This window comes from Nonomuraea sp. MG754425 (assembly GCF_021699195.1).
Taxonomy (GTDB): Bacteria; Actinomycetota; Actinomycetes; order Streptosporangiales; family Streptosporangiaceae; genus Nonomuraea.
In genome coordinates this window covers 1-17,167 of the sequence record NZ_SSXE01000104.1, presented here as the reverse complement: position 1 = coordinate 17,167, position 17,167 = coordinate 1, and the positions used below count along the sequence as shown (strand labels likewise).

Genomic DNA, 17,167 nt, shown 5'->3' with positions numbered 1-17,167 from the left:
GGCTCCGCCCGGGGTCACGGGCCGGTGCGCCGCCTCAGGGTGTCCGTGTGCCGCCCGGCGTCCGGCCCCTTCCCGGCGGCCCGGTCATCAGCCGGCCGGCGTGCCGAACCAGCGGGACAGGTGGGCGTCCAGGTCCCGCTGGTCGTCGCCGATCCAGGCGACATGGCCGTCAGGACGCAGCAGGACGCACGGAGCGTCGAGTGCCGCGGCGGGATCCGCGAGGTGGTCGACCCGGTCCGACCAGCCGCCCGCGGTCAGGCGTCCGGTGCGATCCAGCAGCAGGCCGCGGCCGCGATGCAGCAGACCGTAGAGGCGGCCCTGTCTGACCTCGATGTCGCGCAGGCGGCGGCCGAGCAGGTCGGGGCCCTCGCCGAAGTCGTAGCGGATGCCGATCGCGGTGATCTTCTCGATGAGCCGGCGGTTCACCTCGTCGAAGTCCATCAGTTCGGTGAGCAGCCGGCGCACGGCCTGCGGGCCCGGTTCGTCGGACAGCAGTTCGAGCTGGGCGCGGGTGTTGTCCAGCACGTCCTCGGCGACCGGACGGCGTTCGGCCTGGTAGGTGTCCAGCAGGGTGTCCGGCGCCCAGCCGCGGATCTGCGCGGCCAGTTTCCAGCCGAGGTTGACCGCGTCCTGGAGGCCCAGATTGAGGCCCTGTCCGCCGATGGGCGGATGGATGTGGGCCGCGTCGCCGGCCAGCAGCACCCGCCCGGCCCGGTACCGTTCGGCCAGCCGGGTGGCATCGCCGAACCGGGACAACCAGCGCGGGGAGTGCACGCCGAAATCGGTTCCGGCGACGGTACGCAACTGCTGCCGGAAATCGTCGAGGGTCGGCGGTCTCGCGCGGTCGGCGGCTCCCGCGACGGGCACCACGACGCTGTAGACCCCTCCCCCGAAGGGCCGGAGCCAGAACCGCCGATGGATCGCGCCGATCTCGGCCACCTTGGCGGCGATCTCCTCCGGCGGCACCCCCACCTCCATCTCGCCCATCAGCGTGTCGGTCCGCGAGGGCTCGCCGGGGAAGCCGACGCCGAGCAGTTTGCGCACCGTGCTGTGCCCGCCGTCGCAGCCGACGAGATAGCGCGAACGCAGGTGTTCCCCGTCGGCCAGCTCGACGGTCACGCCCTCGTCGTCCTGCTGGAGGCCGGTGACCGCGCAACCGCGCCGGACCTGCGCGCCCAGCTCGATCGCATGCTCCTCCAGCAGACGTTCGACGACCGGCTGCGGGATGCCCAGCAGGTAGGCGTGCGCGGAGTCCAGGCCCTCGGGCGCGGGTTTGTTGATGGCGGCGAAGAAACCGCCGGCCGGACGCCGTCTTCCGTGCGCGAGAAAACGATCCAGCAGCCCGCGCGTCTCCATCAGTTCGAGACTGCGGATGTGCAGACCGACGATGCGGACGTACGACTTGGGCTCGGTCTCCTTCTCCAGGACGAGTACCCGCACGTCGTGCAGCCGCAGTTCGGCGGCCAGCAGCGCACCGGTCGGCCCGCACCCGGCAATGATCACGTCGAACATGGAGGGAACGCGCTCGGCCCTGCCGTCCGACGACGACTCGGCGGGGAGCTGCGGAGAATGCATAGGTGTTGCCTTTCGGGAGTGCCTGGGTGGCGAGGCGCTCCCGGCGACACCTACGTCGATCGCCCGACCATGACGAAAAGGGGGAGCACCCACATCGATACAGCGTTCATGGGTCTCACCTCCTCGGGCGGTGTCACGATCAACGGCAAGCTACAAGCTCGGACGTCAGCCCGTCCAATCCTTTTCCCACGGGTCGAGGTGGCGGCGGTGCACGTGCCGGCCAGAAGGAGAGACCATGATCGATACCCGCCTTGCCCACCGCAATGTTCTGGTCACCGGCGGGGCCGGGAACATCGGTGCGGCCATCAGCCGCGCGTTCGCCGCCCAAGGCGCGCGCGTGGCGATCCACTACCTGGCGCAGGACGTCCCCGCACCCGCGCGGGCCGAATGGGCCCACCTCACCCCCGCCGCCGGCGCGGCCGACAAGCTCGCCGCCGAACTCGGCAACGGATCCTTCGCCGTCAGCGCGGACCTGTCCGCGCCGGAGGCCGCCTCGCGGCTCGTGGAGGCGGTCGTGGCCCGCGCCGGCTCGATCAATGTCCTGGTCAACAATGCCGCACACTGCGAATCGCCGGACACCCTCGACACGCTGACCCACGGCTCGCTGGAACGGCACTACCGGGTCAACGCCATCGCCCCGGCGCTGCTGACCGCTGAGGTGGCCCGCCTGCGGCGCGGCGACGACCCGCTGTGCGTCGTCAACGTCACCACCGACGCCGCGCGGGCGTTCCCCGGCCAGACCGGCTACGGGACGTCGAAGGCCGCGCTCGAGGCGCTCACCCGATCGGCCGCGCTGGACCTGGCGGCGCGCGGCATCCGGGTGAACGCCGTCGCTCCCGGGCCCGTCCAGACCGGCTGGATGGACGAGGAGGTCCTCGCCCGGGCGACGGCGATCGTGCCGATGGGCAGGGTCGGAGAGCCGGACGACATCGCCGACGCGGTGCTGTTTCTGGCCTCCCACCAGGCCCGCTGGGTCACCGGTCAGGTGCTGCAGGTCGCCGGCGGGCACGCGCTCTGACCCTGCCCTCTGGTGCGCGGCCGGGCGACGTCGTGATGCGATCACGGGCACCCGAGATCGGCCGGCGCCGGACGCCGGCAGGCCGTCAGCCTCGTAGTTTCACCGGCAGGGCGGTCAGGCGGCTGCCCTGGATGCCGCCGAGGTCGCTCTGCTGAAGGTCGGCGAGGGGCACCGCGAGGCGCGCCTTGGGGAAGTCGGCCCGCAGGACCTCCACGACCGCCTTCAGCTCGAGTTGGGCGAGGCGGGCGCCGGTGCAGTAGTGCGGGCCGGCGCCGAAGGTGAGGTCCGGCCCGATCGACCGGCCGGGGCCGGTGTTGATGCCCTGGATGTCGACGAGCACCGGCGAGCGGGCGGGGAGGCGGGCTCCGGCGAGCTCGACCTCAGCGGAGGTGAACCGCCACAGGCTGAAGGGCGCCGGCGCGTGCCGGCGCAGTGTCTCCCGGACGAACTCCTCGGTCGTGGTCGGCTCCGCCGCGGTGTCCCCGGCGGCGAGGACGCGTGCGAGCAGGAATCCCAGTGACGGGTCGGTGGTGAGCTGTCCGGCGTAGATCAGCGTGAAGAGCAGGTAGTGCAACTGTGCCTCGGTGAGCTCGGCCGGGACCCGATCGCGCAGTTCGACGGCGAGGCCGTCCTGGCCGTCGCCCAGCGCGGCGGCGGCCAGTTCCCCGAAGGCGGCCATCGCCGCTCCCACCTCTTCGGGGTCGGCGCTGTACATGCCCCGGCAGGCCGCGATGGCCTGATCGATCCGATCGAGCGGGACGCCGAGCACGTCGCAGACCACGGTGAGCGGGAACCGGGTGGTGAAGTCGGCCATCAGATCCACCGTTTCGGCGGTGTCCCCGAGCCCGGCGAGCAACTCGCGGGCGAGCACCGTGGCGCGGTCGGCGTACTCGCTCATCCGCCGGGCCGTGAAGAGCGGGGCGTGCGCCCGGCGCAGTGTCTCGTGTGCCGGGCCGTCGCAGGTGGTGAGCGACGGCTGCGTGGCGGCGGTCGGTTCGAGACCTGCCGTCCGCGGGTCCCAGCCCGCCGGCGCCCAGGCCGGGTCCTTCACGATGTGCGGGTGGACGAAGACCTCCCGGGCGAGCACGTCGTCGGTGATGATCCACACCGGCCCCCCGGCCGGGGCGTCGGCTCGGACGATGGGACCCGCGGCCCGCAGCACGGCACGAGCGGGATGGGGTTCGCCGACTCTGCGAACGCCGCCGGCGAACGGGTCGATGGTGACATGAGGTGCGTCGGTCATCAGATCTCCCGGGAAGGTGTTCGGATCGGGGTGGTGAGGACGTGCGGACATCCGGCAGGCGGTGGCGCGCCCCGCGGTGTGCCGGCCGTCACGGGTGGGCGGCGCCGATGCGCCTGCGCCGTCACGGGTGGGCGGCGCCGGCGCGCCTGGGCAGCAGGAACATGAGCGCGGCCGCGGCCAGGTAGCAGGCGACCTGCCAGGGCAGGATCGCGACGAATGCCTCGCCGTAGGCGACGAGGACGGTGGCCCCGTCGGCGGAGCGGCCTGTCAGCCGGGTGAAGAACACCGTCCCGAGCACGGCGACCCCGAACGCGTTCCCGACCTGGCCGACGGTGGTGAGCACCCCGCCGGCGGCGCCGGCGTCCCTGGCGGGCACCCCGGCCAGCACGACGTTGACCAGGGACGGGGCGGTGAGCCCCAGCCCCAGTCCGCCCGCGAACAGCGGCGCGGCGAGCGCCCAGTACGTGGGTTCGGCGCCGCCACCGACGACGAGGAGCAGGACGATCTGGGACGCGGCCAGGACCAGCGCACCCGACACCAGGAGGGCACGGCGGGCGAACCGGACACCGATCCCGGAGGTGATGATCGAGCCGATGGCGTAGGGCAGGATCACCAGACCGGTTTCCAGCGCGGTCCGTCCGGTGCCCAGTTGGAGGTAGAGCGACAGCAGGAGGAAGAAGGAGCCGAGAGCTCCGAAGAACAGCAGGGAGGCGGACAGGCCGGCGGCGAAGGCCCGCACCCGCAGGAGGGCCGGGTCGAGGATCGGCTGCCCACCGCGTGCGGCCAGCCGCCGCTCCCTGATCAGGAACAGGGCCACCGCCGGCGCCGAGAGTGCCAGGACGATGAGGCTCCACAGGGGCCAGCCCCAGTCGCGTCCCTGCAGGAGCGGCAGGAGCAGGAGCAGCACGGCGGCGGAGGCGAGCGCCGCGCCCGGCAGGTCCAGCCGGGCGCCGCCCGGCAGGCGCGATTCGGGCATGCGGCGAGCGCCCACGATCAGCCCGATGATCGCGATCGGCACGTTCACCCAGAAGATCGCCCGCCAGCCCAGGCCGAACAGGTCGGCCTCGACCAGGACCCCGCCGAGCAGCGGCCCGGCCACCGAGGCCACGCCGAGCACGGCCCCGTACGCGCCGAGGGCCTTCGCGCGGGCGCCGGGCTCGAACGACGCGCGGATGATGCCGAACACCTGCGGGATCATCAGTCCGGCGGCCAGGCCCTGCGCGATGCGCGTGCCGATGAGCACTCCGGCGTTCGGCGCCAGCCCGCAGCCGGCGGAGGCCAGCATGAACGCGGCCAGCCCGAGGAGGAACACGCGGCGGCGGCCGAACTGGTCGCCGACGCGTCCACCGGTGATCAGGCCGGCTCCGGCGGCCAGCGTGTACCCGGCCATCATCCACTGCAGTGCGGACTCGCCGGCGTCCAGGTCCGCGGCGATCGCGGGGGCCGCCACGCTGACGATCGTGGCGTCGAGGAGTTCCATGAAGTCCGCGATGAGGATCACGGAGAGTACGACGAACGCCGTGCGCCCGTGCAGGAGGGCGGGAGCCGCCGCGGCGCCGCTCCGAGGGCGGGTGGATGTGGTCATGCCGAACTGTGCTCCTTGGCCGGAGGGCGATGAGATAAGATGACTGCGCCGCACAGTTGCTGCGTCACGCAGTCAACTTAGCATGATTGCTGCGCGACGCAGCAACATCGGATGGAGTGGATCTCACATGACGAAGCCGGACCAGGACAGGGAAGCGCTGCTCGCCGCAATCATCGGCGACGCGGTGCCCGGTTGGGCGATCCTGGTCGTGCAGCTCAACAACATCGTCGCCGACCGGTTGGGAGTCACCGACACCGACGTGCAGTGCCTGCACGTGCTGGGCCGTCACGGCCCCCAGACGCCGGGCGTGCTGGCCAAGCACGTGAACCTCACCACCGGATCGGCTTCACGGATGATCGACCGGCTCGTCGCCGCGGGCTGCGTCCGGCGGGTGGCCGATCCCGGCGACCGCAGGCGGGTCCTCGTCGAACCCACGCAGGACGGCCTTGACCGGGTCACCGCCGCCTACGCGGGATTGATCGCCCGTACCAGGGACGACCTCGGCGCGTTCGACGACGAAGAGCTCAGCGCCGTCCTGCGTTTCCTGGGAACGGCCAGGCGCAGCACCGCCGCCGAGATCCACCGGCTTCGATCCGGCCCTGACGGCGGGGCGGGTTCCGCGGAAGCGCCCGGACAGTCCACGAGCGATGCGCGGTGAAGCACGTTACCCGCCGCCCCGGATCATCCGGAAGGGCGGCGTGGCTGTCGTCGGGGTCGTCGCGCCGCCCCGGCGGTCGGGCCGGGCCTCGGCCGCAGTGACCTGCTTGAAGGCGCATTCGTCCACGTCAGAGGGATCTGGACAACTCCTGGCAGCGTGTTGTCCAGTATCTCCAGCAGGATCACCGGCCTGAGGAGGCGGACGGCAGCGTGGGACGGCGCATGCGGACCCTGGATCCCGCCGGCGGCCCGGTCGAGCGGTTCGCCTGTGACCTGCGCGCCTTGCGGGCCCGGGCCGGGGAACTGCCCTTCTGGAAAATGGCCCGGCGATGCGAGATCTCCAAGAGCGCGCTCGCGGCAGCGGTGGCCGGTCACCAACTGCCCACCGAGCACGTGCTGCGTAACTTCGTTCAGGTCTGCGGTGGGGACTGGCCGTACTGGCGCGAGCACTGGCTCCAGGCGCTCGCCGAGGTCGCGTCCCACACCGCGCGGCCAGACGACGTCCGGGCGGCCGGGGTGGACCTGGTCCCGGTGAAGATCGTGCTGCCCGTCGTGACGGGGCAGACGCCGGCCCTCACCGACGGCGAGGTCATCGCCTCGGAGGACACGCGGAGCTGGCATCTCGCCGGTGGCTTCGCGTTGCTGCCGCAGACTCCCGACGTCACTCACCGCCGCCGGCGGCAGGAGCGACGGCTGTGGCTGGTGGCCGCCGTGCTGGCCGGGGTCGGCGGGTTCGTCCTCGCCCAGGGACTGCCCTGGCCGGCCGGCGAACCGGCCGGCGGGCCGGCCGCTCCCTCGCCCGCGCCGTCGGTCGCGCAGGTTCTGGACGGCACCGACCCGAAGATCGCCGGCTGCGGAACCGACAAGATCACCCTGGACTCCGCACCCGTCCTCCTGGAGCAGGAGGCACGATTACGCGGCAGGCGGCTGCCCGCCGGGACGAAGGTCGGCGTGATCAGCCTGGCCTATTCGCCCCGCTGCGCCGGGGCCTGGCCGCGGTTCGACCCCACGCCCGGCCTCAACCCCGACCCCGGCGACACCACGGTGGGCGTGCTCACCGTCGAAGGACTGCGGCCCGCCAACAACACCGCGAACTCCTGGAAGATGGGCTACATCGACCAGACCTACGGCAACCTGCTGCTCACCGGCATGGGCTGTGTGCAGGCCCGCGCGCGGCTCGACATGGTCGGCCAGAACGTCGTGGCCACCGGCCGGACCCGTTGCCTGCCGCAACTGTGACGAACGCTGCTCACCGGCCGCGGCGGGGTTCAGGCGACGAGCAGGCGCAGGCCGAGATCCGCCGCGTCGAGGCCGGCGAGATCGCCGTTGCGTTCGGCCCAGCGGCCGGAGCCGAGGTCGTCGCCGAGGGCGCGCACCGCCCGCTGCTCGGCCTGCGGCCCGACCCTCGTCCACACCGACATCGCGCGGCGCACGGGCTCCTCCAGATAGGCCGCCGGTCGGCGCCAGTACGCCTCGAACAGGCCGTCGGCGCAGTCCCACGGGACGGGCACCGGCTCGGCGCGGGCGTCGATGGCGTCGGCCATCCCGGCGAGCGAGGGAAACCCGTCGAGGACGGCGGCGAACTCGGGCAGGTAGTCGCGGGTGAGCCAGAACCGGTCGTGCCATCCGGGCTCGTCGGTGTCGAACGTGAGCACCACCACACGGTGGGCCACCCGCCGCAGCTCGCGCAGCCCCGCCATCGGGTCCGCCCAGTGGTGCACGGTGGAGACGGCCATCGCGACGTCGAAGGAGCGGTCCGCGAAGGGCAGGCTCTCCGCGGCGGCGGCCACGCACGGCGCCGAGCCGGCGGGCCGCTGCCCCCGCATCACCGCCGACGGCTCCACCGCGGTCACCTCGCGATCGGCGGGCTCGTAGGAGCCGGTGCCGGCCCCGACGTTCAGCACCGTGCGCGCGTCCCCGAGCGCGGCCCAGATCTGCGCGGCGATCCGCGGGTCGGTACGCCGGGTCGCGGGGTACGCGCCGCCGATCGCGTCGTACAGCCGTGCGCCGAGCATCGCCAACTGCTTCTCCGGTGTCACCCGCAGCCCCTTCGCCCGTGTCTCGAGTTCCCTGTCGATGGCCGCCACCATGGCCTCGGCGCGATCACGCCGCTCCAGGTGCAGGCCGCGCAGCCGGCGCAGGTGCGCGACCGCGTCGGTGGCCGGGTCGCCGACCAGTTCGGCGATCTCCCGCAGCCCGAAGCCCAGCCGCCGGTAGGCCAGCACCTCCCGCAGCCGCTCCACGTCAGCCGCCGAATAGGCGCGGTAGCCGGTCGCGGTCCGGGCCGACGGCCGGGCGAGCCCGATCTCGTCGTAGTGATGCAGCGTGCGGACGCTCACGCCGGCCAGCTCGGCCACGTGCCCGACGGTCCAGTGATCCTCCACGGCACCGACTATGCCGCCTGACGCCACGTGAGGGTCAAGCGCCTCGACCTGGTCACCGCGAAGCCGGACGGGGCTGACCGGCGCTCAGAGTGTGAAGCGTGCCGTGAAGCCCAGCACCTCCCGCGCCGGTGCGAGGTCGACGGGCACCGTACGGCCGGGCAGCGGCGAGCGCAGCTCCGCCCGCGGGTGGTAGCGGCGCATCAGTTCCTCGGTCGGCTGCGGGACCAGCGTCTCGGGGGCGGCGACCAGCACCGTGCGCGCGCCGGTCCCGGGCACGTCGAGTGCCAGCACGCAGGCCCGTGCCGCGTCGCGGGTCTCCAGGTACGCCCACAGGCCGCGCGCGTGCAGCCCGGGGTCGGCGGCGCACCGGGCGGCGAAGTCGCGCAGCCGCTCGTCGAAGCCGCCGACGTACGGCAGGCGCAGCGCGACGACGCCCATGCCGTGCCTGCGCGCCATGGTCGCCGCGGTCAGCTCGTCCACCAGCTTGGACAGCGCGTAGGGGTCCTCCGCCTGGGACGGCGACCGCTCGTCGATCGGGACGTAGGCCGGATGCAGGTCCCTGGCGGCGAACGCCAGGCCGTTGGCGGCCTGGGAACCGGCCACGCACGCCCGCCGGACCCCGGCGAGACCCGCCTGCTCCAGCACGGTGAACGTGGCCTGGGTGTTGACCGCGAACACCCGCTCGGCCGGGTCGCGCTCGGGGGTCGGGATGGCGGCGAGGTGGATGACGGCGTCCACGCCCTCCAGCGCCGTCCGGACGGTGCCTGGCTCGGCCGCGTCGCCCGCGACCACCCGGCGGGCGGGCAGGTCGCCGGGGTCGTCGAGGACGAGGGCGGTGGCCTCGATCCCCTCGGCGGCCAGCAGGTCGAGGACGGCCCGCCCGACGCGCCCGGCGGCCCCGGTCACCAGCACCCGCCGCACGCTCATCCCGACGCTGTCCACGCCGTTCACGTCGGGCCCACGGTGTCTTCCGGGGTCCCCGCCGCAAGCCCGGAGGCGTAGGCGCGTACCGCGATCAGGTGCGCCGACGGCGCGCCGTTGGTGGTCTCCACCGCGATGCGCAGCGCGTCGGCGCGCACCGGCTCGTCGAGGACGTGCACGATGCGGCGTCGCCGGTTCTCCCGCGTCCCGGCCACGGCGTGCCAGACGCCTCCCGTGCGTATCTCCACCCGGTAGTCGCGGACCAGGGTGGGCAGCAGCTCGAACGGCGTGCGGTGGTGGTGCAGGTTGATCAGGTCCTCGTTGACGTCGTCGTCGGCGATGACCTCGACCCGGGAGATCGTCACCGGCTCGGCCCACGCCAGTTCGAGCGCGGCCGGCAGCGTGTCGGAGACCCACATGTGCGGGCCCGCGTACGGGCGCTGGTAGCCGTCGAGCACCTTGGCCGGCGCGAAGGCGGCCGTCTCCCCCGTCTCCAGGCAGAACGTACGGCGCAGCAGCCCGGCGTCGGTCCACTCCCGCAGCGGCTGCGGCGACTCGTCCTGGGGGCGCAGCGGCACGCGGGTGAAGCACAGCACCCCCGGCGTGGGCCGGGAGGAGACGTGCACCGAGATCAGCGGGTTGGCCCTGAGCACCAGGAACGCGTTGCGCGCTGTCTCCGGCCGCCAGCCGACAGCGAGGTCGATCCACTGCTTGGCACCGGCGGGCACCGTGACCTCGCTCGTGCCGACCAGCTCGCGCGGCACGTAGTTCTGGCCGAGCACGGGGTCGTGCAGCTCGACCGAGAGCGTCGTGTCCGCCGCGGCGTCCACCAGGAGGCGCACGCCGTCGAGCGCGGGGGCGGCGGGCAGGACGATCCCGGCGTCCGCCGCGAGCCGCCACAGGTCGTCGGGGGCGTCCACGACGAGGCGCGACAGCGTGCCGGTGGCCGACGCGGTCGCCGTGCGGGCCAGGTCGCCGGGGTCGTCGAGCGGCAGGCCGACGAGCGAGGCGTCCTCGCGCAGCAGAGTCCGCTGGAGGTCGGCGACCGGCAGGTCACGCGGGCGGCTGCCGTGCGCGACGCACAGCGCGGCGGCCGTCCCCGCGGCCTGGCCGATGGTCGCGCAGGTGGCCATCACGCGGGTCGAGCCGAACGCCACGTGGGAGGCCGAGATGTTGCGTCCCGCCATGAGCAGGTTGGGCACGTTGACGGAGTAGAGCGACCGGTAGGGGATGTGGTAGACGCCGTCGGCGTAGCGCTGCCTGGCGCCGGCCTCGGTGGCGTACATGCCCTGGGGCGGGTGCAGGTCGATCGACCAGCCGCCGAAGGCGACCCGGTCCTCGAACGGCGTCTGGCCGAGCACGTCGTGCTGCGTGAGCACGTAGTCGCCGAGGAAGCGCCGGTACTCCCGCTTGCCGGGCAGGGCGCCGACCCATTCGAGCGTCATGGTGTCGGCGTCGAACCTGCCGGAGTTCTTGATGTGGTCCCAGATGCCGTGGATCACCGACCAGAGCTCGTCACGGATGCGGTCGTTGTCGTGCACGGTGTCGAGTTCGCCGCCGAACTCGATCCACCAGTAGGCGCAGCCGTTGTCGCCGGCCTTGATGATGCGCCGCTCGGGGATCGAGGTGGTGGTGATGTCCTTGGCGAAGCTCGGCGGGACGTAGCGGACGGGCTCGCCCGCGTCCTTGGTGTAGAACAGCAGCGTGCTGCCCAGGGTGATGTCGTCGGGCTCGTCGGGGGCCCAGGGTTCGCCGTACTCCGCGCGGCCCTCGCGGCCGATGCGGTGGCGGGCGCCCGCCAGGTGGCCGACCAGGCCGTCGCCGGTGCAGTCGAGGAAGATCGGCGACTCGAAGGTGATCAGCCGCTCCGAGCCCATCATCCAGCCCGTGACCGAGGCGATCCCGCTCTCGCCGGCGTCCACCAGGCGCACGTCGGTGTTGAGGTACAGGGAGATGTTCGGTTCGGCGCGGACGGCGTCCAGCACGGTGGTGTCCCAGAAGTAGGGGTTGCCGTGCGGGTTGCGGTACTGGTTCTCGACGAAGAGCTCGCCCATGATGCCGCCCTCGCGGGCGTGGTGGTTCCTGCCGTGGCCGGTGGCCCCGCACACCCAGACCCGTACCTCGCTGCTGGAGTTGCCGCCGAGCACCGGCCGGTTGTTGACGAGCGCCACGGTGCGGCCCAGCCGGGCGGCCGCGATGGCGGCGCTCACCCCGGCCAGCCCACCGCCCACGACGGTTATGTCACGCTTTATGGTTTCTTGTCTCATTGGCTCAATCCGTAGTAGACGCGGGCGGCGCCGTCCAGGGTCAGCCGCACCCGGCCGTCGCGTACGGGGATCGTGCGCTCGCGGCCGATGCAGTCGACCTCGCGGACGGACGTGCCCGTCGCGGGGAGGGTGAGCGCGGTCTTGGTGGGCCAGTGGTCGGCCCATGCCTCCTTGTGCGGGTACCACGGGTCGGCGCCGTGGTCCGCGTTCAGGAAATATCCGTCCTTGCGGCTCCACAGGATGGCGAACCCGTCGAACAGCAGGCCCTTGAGATCGGGGTCGTCGAAGGTCAGCCAGCGCACGAACGTCGCGCCCTCCAGGACGCGCGTGGCCGTGGCGAAGGCCAGCAGCGCGGGCTTGGCGCTGGTGTCGCGGTTCATCAGGCCGAAGTGGTACTCGGGGTTGGCCGGATCGGCCTCCTGCGGGTGATGGATGGTGCTGTCGTGCGGCTGGTACCAGTTCACCCCGTCCACCCCTTCCGACACGGCCAGGGCCAGGGTGAGCAGCACGTTCTCGGCCGCCTGCCGGTGGCTGTCGTTCCACCACCTGTTGGGCCGCGTGCAGGCGTACGCCTCGGTCAGCCAGAGCTCCTTGCCGCCACCGTACTCGTCCACCGTCTGCCGGGCCTTGCGCAGCGCGCCGAGGAAGTTCCAGTACGAGCCGTTCTCGCCCTGCTCCCACTCCTCGGGCGGCGGCGCGTGGTCGGGGGTGAAGTTGCCGCGGCCGGGATGGAAGGCGAAGGCGTCGATCAGCTCCCAGCCGCCGGCCTCCTTGAAGTTGGCCGTCCACTTGTGGTCCATGCCGCCGAGCCCGCAGTTCATCAGCTTGATGCCCGAGTCCTTGAGCCGGTCGTGGATCGGCCGCAGCCCGTCGCGGACGTACTCGGCGGCCTTCTGACCGGACATCCACGGCTGGTTCAGCTCGTTGGCGACCTCGAAGTAGCGGGCGCCCGAGGCCCGCGCGACGGCCACGCGGTCGTCGGCCCAGGCGGCGACCTGCTCGGCCGTGCCGTCGAAGATGACCCCGCCGAGCTGGACGTTGTGCGGGATGCCGAGCGCGTCCAGCTCCGCCGGGGACAGGCCGGGCGCGCCGTCGTAGGCGATGCGCACCGACTTCACCCCGATCCGCTGCATCAGCGTGCCGACCGCCGCCTTGTCCGGCACCAGCATCCAGGGGTAGTTCGCGATGCCGAACCTGCCCTCGGCCTGGTAGTCGTGCGGTTCGAGGGTGGCCAGGTTGGTCCTGGCGAACACCTCGTCGGCCCCGGAGACCGCCTTGACCTCGGCGAAGACGATGTCCTGCGGGGCGCCCCCGACCGTGAACGTCTCGTCCCAGATCTCGCCGGGGGCCAGGGCCCTGGTGAGCACGCCGCCGCCGGCCCGCCTGCCGTCGAAGTCGCGGGCGCTCCAGGTCAGCCGCACCCTGCGCCGGGTGGCGGAGCCGTTGACGACCTGGGCCCTGAGCCGCATGGACGCGCCCGGGTCGTACAGGCCGAACGGCTGGTCGCTCCAGGCTTCCACGGTGAGCGGCGCGGCGGTGGCGATCCCGTTCGCGGCGGCGGGGCGCATCGTGCCCAGCACCAGCTCCGCCTCGGTCACGTTGTCCGCGGTGCCGGGCGCGTGGATCCACGACGCGTTCGTGAAGCCGGGCGTGGTCTTGTCCAGCCGGACGTACGCGCTGGTGTCGGCCCAGCTCTCCGCGTACAGCGCGCCCGCGTTGACCTCGTACGGCACGCCGCCGCGCGGGTCGCGCGTCCACCGGGTGACGGGCACGTACCGTTCGGGGGCCGCGGCGTTCAGCAGCGTCCTGGAGAACATGAATCCGGACGGCGTCAGGGTCGCGCTGCCGCTCACCTCCCAGCGCAGGTGCGCCCGGCGGGCGGAGACGGTGAACAGCCCGCGCACCTTCACCTGCTGGGCCGAGGCGGACATCCGGTAGTCGACCTGGATGGCCGGCGCGCCGTCCACGGTCACCAGCGAGGGCGTGCCGCCGAACGTGCGCTGCTGGCCGAGCACGGTGTCCTTGATCATGAAGTGGCTGAGCCGGACGCGGTCGGCGCCGTCGCGGACCAGGATCGAGCCGTCGGGCTCGGCCACCAGGGCGATGCCGTCGGCCTCGACGGTCGGCGGGGCCGCGGCCGCCGCGCTCTCGGCCTGGGCCGGCTGGGCCGCGATGAACGTCGCGCCCACGGTGGCGGGCACGGCCTGGATGAGGGTTCGGCGGGGGATGTCAGCCATGGACGGCCTTTCAAGGGAGGTTCAACCTTTGACGCCGGTGAAGCCGAGTCCGGCCACGATGTGCTTCTGGAAGACGAGGAACACCAGCACCGGCGGGGCGAGCGCCATCGCCATGGCGGCGATCAGCTCGTCCTGCGGCGCCTGCGCCGCCAGGTTGGCCAGGGCGACGCTGATGGGCTGCTTCTCGGGGTCGGTGATGGCCACCAGGGGCCAGATGAAGTCCTTCCAGCTATGCATCACGGCCAGCAGGCTGATCACGGCCAGGATCGGCCGGCTCATCGGCAGCACGATCCGGGTGAGCAGTTGCCAGGTGTTCGCCCCGTCCACCTTGGCCGCCGCGAACAGCTCGGCGGGCAGGGCGTCGAAGAAGCGTTTGGCCAGCAGCACGTTGAAGGCGTAGGCCCCGGAGGGCAGCCAGATCGACCAGTACGAGTCGACCAGGCCCAGATCGATGACCGTGAGGAAGAGGCTGGTCATCGAGACCGTGTACGGGACGAACATCGTGGCCAGGATCGCGCCGTACACGTACCTGCCGAACCGGGGCCGCAGCACCGACAGCGCGAACCCGGCGCTCACCGCCACCACGAGTTGGACCGCCCACGATCCGGCCACGACCTGGAGCGTGTTGAGCAGGTAGTGCCCGATGCCGAGGTCCTCCCAGGCCGTGGCGAAGTTCCCGGGGCGCGGCTCGGCGGGCCACAGGTCGAGCGGCCTGGAGATCAGGTCCGAGCTCGGGGACACCGCGCCCTTGACCGTCATGTAGAGCGGTCCGAGACCGATGACGATCAGGAAGGCCAGGGTGAGCCACTGGACGGAGCGCAGTCCCGCCCGCACCGCGGGGCGGCGCTCCTCGACGTGGGAGATCAGGCTCATGAGGCGCTCCAGGCGCGGGTGGCCCGCAGGTAGCCGGCCGACAGCACGGCCAGGACGCCGGCCAGCAGGAACGACAGCGCCGCGGCCTGGCCGTACGCGCCGTCCTGGAAGGCGTAGCGGAAGATGAGCAGCAGCACGGTCAGGGTGGCGTTCTCGGGGCCGCCGCCGGTGAAGATGTACGGTTCGGTGAACACCTGCATGGTGTTGATGAGCTGCATGAGCAGCAGCAGGCCGATCACCGGGCGCAGTTGCGGCAGCGTGATGCGCCACACGCGCGTCCAGATCGAGGCGCCGTCCATCTGCGCGGCCTCGTACAGTTCGGCCGGGACGCCGACGACGGCGGCCAGGTAGATCAGCACGGCGCCGCCCATGCCCGCCCACGTGGACTGCAGGACGAGGCTGAGCATGGCGCTGTGCGGCGAGTCCAGCCACGGGAACGGTCCCAGCCCCACCAGGCCGAGCAGTTCGTTGAACAGGCCGTGGCCCGGGTCGTAGAACCACTTCCACAGCAGGATCGCCACCACCGGCGGCACCACCACCGGCAGGTAGACCAGGAACCGGTAGAGCCCGGCGGCACGGCGCACGGTGGACAGCACCACGGCCAGCACGAGCGGCGCGGGGAACCCGATGAGCAGCGCCAGCCCGACGAACAGCAGCGTGTTGACGACGGCCTTGCCGAGCAGCGGGTCGGCGAACAGCGTCTGGAAGTTCGCCAGTCCCACCCAGGTGGCGGGATCGACGAGGTTCGTCTCCTGGAAACCGATGAGCAGTCCCCTGAGGATCGGCCACCACGAGAACACCCCGAAGACCAGCAGCGCCGGCAGGAGGAACAGCGTCGCGGTCAGCGCGTTGCGCCCGAGGCGCGGCCGCTTCGGCCGGACCGGGGGCGCGGGGCTCGCCGCCACCGGGGCGGCGGCCTCCACGACCGCGGTGCCGCGTCGGGCACTCACTGCCGGGCCGCCGCGAGCTTGGCGTTGACGTCCGACTCGGCCTCGGCGAGCAGTTCGTCGATGGCGGCGCCCTTGTCGGTGAGCACGGCCTGCACCACCGTGTCCAGCACCGCGTACACCTGCTGGGCCTGCACGGACGGCTCCGGCCGCAGGGTCAGCGCCTGGGTCCCCTCCAGCCACGGGCGGAAGTGCTCCAGCTTCACGTTGACGTGGGGCTCGATCGCCGCGTCGATCTTGGCCTGCTGCGCCGCGTCGAACATCGGCAGCGTCGGCACGCCCACCGCCGACTTCGGATCGGCGGCCAGGTCCTTGGCCCGCGACGCGGCGGCGGCGGGGTCGTACTGCGGCTGCGCGTAGGCGAACAGCAGCCACTTCACCGCCGCGGCGGCCCGCTCCTCGGACACCGACCGGGGCACCAGGTACACGTCGCCGCCGGTCATCGTGGCGTTCCCGCCGGCCTGGGGCAGCGGGCCGACGCCGAACGCGTCGGTGTCCTGCATCCCGTACGTCATCTTGGCCAGCCGGTACGTGCCCGGCGTGCCCATGAACATGCCGATCTCACCGGCGGCGAACCTCTTGATCACGTCGTTCTGGTCGTTGAGCTGGGCGTCGCCCATCGAGTCGTCCGACCAGCGCATCTCCTTGAGCAGGCCGAGCGCCTTCTTCATCGGATCGGCGTTGAACGCGGCGACGTGCTTGCCGCCCTCCTGCCGCTCGATCTCACCGCCGTGGGTGTAGGTCAGCATGGTGAGCTGCCAGCCGCCCTGGTTGCTCTTGGACTCGTGGACGAATCCCGCCTTGCCCGTCTTGCCGGAGATGGCCTTGGCGGCGGCGCGGACCTCGTCCCACGTCTTGGGCGGCTGGTCCGGGTCGAGGCCCGCCTCGGCGAACAGCGCGCGGTTGTAGACCAGGCCCTGGGCGAACGGCGACTGGGGCACGCCGTACACCTGGCCGGCGGTGTCGCTGAGCGGGCGCAGCACCTGGGGGTTGAACTCCTTGTAGTGCGCCCACGCGGACAGCTCCTCGGTGAGCGGCCGGACCTGCTTGCGGGCGATGAGCCCCTGGGGCTCGGTCAGCGGGACCTTGATGACGTCCTCGACCCGGCCGCCCGCCAGCTTGGCGGAGAACGTGAGCGGGTCGAACGTCGTGGTCGAGCCCTGCACCTCGATCCCGGGATGCTGCTTCTCGAAGTCCGCCACCATCTTCTTGAACTGGTCGAGCCCCGGCTTGTCGGTGGCCGGCGGCATGCCCTGGACCCGGATGACGACCACCCCCGGCTCGTCGGCCGCGGGGGATCCGCAGGCGGTCAGCGTCGTGGCGAGGACGGCGCATCCTAGGAGGCCGGCGGTGAGTTTCATGGTGACTCCCGGGTGGTGGTACGCAGGTCGGGACGCCGGTACGGCGCGGCGTACCGGCGTCCCGACCTGCGTACCACCACCCGGGAGTCACCATGAAAC

General features: G+C 72.4%; 13 protein-coding genes. 3 read left to right on the top strand and 10 right to left on the bottom strand.

The window, feature by feature from the left end; translation table 11 throughout:
• Positions 1 to 87: 87 nt before the first annotated feature.
• Positions 88 to 1,512 carry a rifampin monooxygenase gene (gene rox / locus FAF44_RS31175; RefSeq protein WP_237106922.1) on the bottom strand — a complete coding sequence of 475 codons (1,425 nt, stop codon included), beginning with the start codon at positions 1,510 to 1,512 and terminating at the stop codon, positions 88 to 90.
• A 298-nt stretch (positions 1,513 to 1,810) separates the two neighbouring features.
• Between rox and FAF44_RS31170 the strand changes: the two genes are divergently transcribed.
• Positions 1,811 to 2,593, top strand: a complete 783-nt coding sequence (locus FAF44_RS31170) for an SDR family NAD(P)-dependent oxidoreductase (protein ID WP_237106887.1) — start codon at positions 1,811 to 1,813, stop codon at positions 2,591 to 2,593.
• A gap of 85 nt (positions 2,594 to 2,678) precedes the next feature.
• Here the strand turns inward: FAF44_RS31170 and FAF44_RS31165 are convergent, their stop codons facing one another.
• Positions 2,679 to 3,836: a cytochrome P450 gene (locus FAF44_RS31165; RefSeq protein ID WP_237106886.1), complete on the bottom strand. Its 1,158-nt coding sequence runs from the start codon at positions 3,834 to 3,836 to the stop codon at positions 2,679 to 2,681.
• Positions 3,837 to 3,957: 121 nt separating this feature from the next.
• On the bottom strand, positions 3,958 to 5,421 hold the full coding sequence (locus FAF44_RS31160; protein WP_237106885.1) for an MFS transporter: 1,464 nt from the start codon (positions 5,419 to 5,421) through the stop codon (positions 3,958 to 3,960).
• Positions 5,422 to 5,548: 127 nt separating this feature from the next.
• On the opposite strand from FAF44_RS31160, the gene FAF44_RS31155 reads away from it, so the two are divergent.
• Together FAF44_RS31155 and FAF44_RS31150 are read left to right on the top strand one after the other, a co-directional pair.
• Positions 5,549 to 6,079 carry a MarR family winged helix-turn-helix transcriptional regulator gene (locus FAF44_RS31155; protein ID WP_237106884.1) on the top strand — a complete coding sequence of 177 codons (531 nt, stop codon included), beginning with the start codon at positions 5,549 to 5,551 and terminating at the stop codon, positions 6,077 to 6,079.
• Between the two features lie 221 nt (positions 6,080 to 6,300).
• Complete coding sequence (locus FAF44_RS31150) at positions 6,301 to 7,317, top strand: YjfA family protein (protein WP_237106883.1); 1,017 nt, start codon at positions 6,301 to 6,303, stop codon at positions 7,315 to 7,317.
• 29 nt (positions 7,318 to 7,346) lie between these two features.
• Here the strand turns inward: FAF44_RS31150 and FAF44_RS31145 are convergent, their stop codons facing one another.
• The 7 genes from FAF44_RS31145 to FAF44_RS31115 all read right to left on the bottom strand — a co-directional run bounded on the left by FAF44_RS31145 (position 7,347) and on the right by FAF44_RS31115 (position 17,068).
• A complete protein-coding gene (locus FAF44_RS31145; RefSeq protein WP_237106882.1) occupies positions 7,347 to 8,462 on the bottom strand; it encodes a MerR family transcriptional regulator in 1,116 nt (371 codons plus the stop codon).
• Positions 8,463 to 8,546: 84 nt separating this feature from the next.
• Entirely contained in the window at positions 8,547 to 9,413 is an 867-nt protein-coding gene (locus FAF44_RS31140) for an NAD(P)-dependent oxidoreductase (RefSeq protein WP_237106881.1), read from the bottom strand.
• Positions 9,410 to 11,614: an FAD-dependent oxidoreductase gene (locus tag FAF44_RS31135; protein WP_237106880.1), complete on the bottom strand. Its 2,205-nt coding sequence runs from the start codon at positions 11,612 to 11,614 to the stop codon at positions 9,410 to 9,412. Before FAF44_RS31135 ends, FAF44_RS31140 begins: the two co-directional genes overlap by 4 nt.
• Positions 11,615 to 11,646: 32 nt before the next feature.
• Positions 11,647 to 13,887 (bottom strand): hypothetical protein, encoded by a 2,241-nt coding sequence (locus FAF44_RS31130; protein ID WP_237106879.1) that lies wholly within the window; start codon positions 13,885 to 13,887, stop codon positions 11,647 to 11,649.
• 21 nt (positions 13,888 to 13,908) lie between these two features.
• Complete coding sequence (locus FAF44_RS31125) at positions 13,909 to 14,760, bottom strand: carbohydrate ABC transporter permease (protein ID WP_237106878.1); 852 nt, start codon at positions 14,758 to 14,760, stop codon at positions 13,909 to 13,911.
• Positions 14,757 to 15,710, bottom strand: coding sequence for a carbohydrate ABC transporter permease (locus FAF44_RS31120; RefSeq protein ID WP_237106877.1), 954 nt, complete (start codon positions 15,708 to 15,710; stop codon positions 14,757 to 14,759). Before FAF44_RS31120 ends, FAF44_RS31125 begins: the two co-directional genes overlap by 4 nt.
• On the bottom strand, positions 15,707 to 17,068 hold the full coding sequence (locus FAF44_RS31115; RefSeq protein ID WP_237106876.1) for an ABC transporter substrate-binding protein: 1,362 nt from the start codon (positions 17,066 to 17,068) through the stop codon (positions 15,707 to 15,709). The genes FAF44_RS31120 and FAF44_RS31115 overlap by 4 nt, the downstream gene beginning before the upstream one ends.
• Positions 17,069 to 17,167 lie beyond the last annotated feature (99 nt).